Origin of the sequence: Pseudomonas oleovorans subsp. oleovorans, from assembly GCF_002197815.1 — a bacterium.
GTDB classification, from domain to species: domain Bacteria; phylum Pseudomonadota; class Gammaproteobacteria; order Pseudomonadales; family Pseudomonadaceae; genus Aquipseudomonas; species Aquipseudomonas oleovorans.
Genome location: NZ_NIUB01000089.1, coordinates 1 through 1,152, shown reverse-complemented (window position 1 = coordinate 1,152; position 1,152 = coordinate 1). Strand labels below are relative to the sequence as shown.

The following is a 1,152-nucleotide window of genomic DNA, read 5'->3' as shown; positions in this document are numbered from 1 at the left end:
GACGGCCTGCTACATGGCTGCGTGTGGCAGGTCTTAAACAACTGAACTGGGCTAGCGAAGGAGTGGGGGCAACAGCAGCTGCGCTGGTAGACTTATCCACAGTTGCTGGTAACAAAATCAGCAATCCGCCCTGGGTCAAATTTCAATCGGCAGGGTGGGTCAATTTTCCATCAGCGCCAACAGCCTTGCGGTACGCCTGCTCGCGCTCACGGCGATCAACCGCGACCACAAACACCACCACCTCATGGTCGATCACCTGGTACACCAAGCGATAGCCGCTGCTGCGCAGCTTGATCTTGTAGCAGTCCGGCAGCGAATGGAGCCGGTTGGCTTCAATTCGCGGATTCAGCAATACCTCAGCGAGCTTTTTCTTCAGCTGCTGGCGAACGGTATCACCCAGCTTTTTTCCACTCCTTCAGTGCCCGCGCATCAAACTCAAGGCTATAGGTCATCCAGCGCAACCTTCACGCGCTGAGGAGCGGCCAGGCGTTCACGAACCGTGGCGATTAACGCTTCATCTTCCTCGGTCATCAGCACCGGGCGAAATGGCAGCTGTCCGCGCTCGGCCACATACTGCAAAGCCTGGCGCATCAGTTCAGAGGGGGTGACGCCGAGCTTTTCCAGCTCCCGGTAAGCCCGGACTTTCAGCTCATCGTCGATGCGGATATTGATCGAAGCCAAGGGGGCGTCTCCGCGTAAAGACATTCGTCATTACGATGGCATTCTTGCGCTTATTTGGCAACCGCTCGCCTACGATTGGCGGACATGGGGCTGATCCCTGTCGCCACGCTGCTCAAGAATTTATTAACAACAGCGACTCATCAACCAATCAGGAGAAACGAGGCAACCCGCCAATTGCAATCGACCGTACAGGCCGTAGCCCTTACTGTCCGCAGCATAAGCATCGTCGAATGTGCAAAAAAACAAGCATTGAGCGAGGCGTCAATGACTCGGTTTTCTATGCCTTACCAAAGATCTTGGAAAAGATGGAATGCTTGGCTTCACGCCAGGTTTCAGTCAGATCGATCGAGTAGGAGGCGGGGTCGCCCCCGCCGTCCTCTCACACCACCGTACGTACGGTTCCGTATACGGCGGTTCAGGCCATACGGCTAAGCCGAGTGATCGTATCCAGTATTGACACCAGTCCAAGCG

The 1,152-nt window shown here is 55.6% G+C and carries 1 protein-coding gene and 1 pseudogene; both read right to left on the bottom strand.

All coding sequences use genetic code 11. The features are described 5' to 3' along the window. Positions 1-142: 142 nt before the first annotated feature. Positions 143-452, bottom strand: a pseudogene (locus PSOLE_RS23375) (type II toxin-antitoxin system RelE family toxin). Beyond that, positions 442-681 (bottom strand): type II toxin-antitoxin system RelB/DinJ family antitoxin, encoded by a 240-nt coding sequence (locus PSOLE_RS23370; RefSeq protein ID WP_039964104.1) that lies wholly within the window; start codon positions 679-681, stop codon positions 442-444. Before PSOLE_RS23370 ends, PSOLE_RS23375 begins: the two are co-directional and overlap by 11 nt. Between the last annotated feature and the right edge of the window lie 471 nt (positions 682-1,152).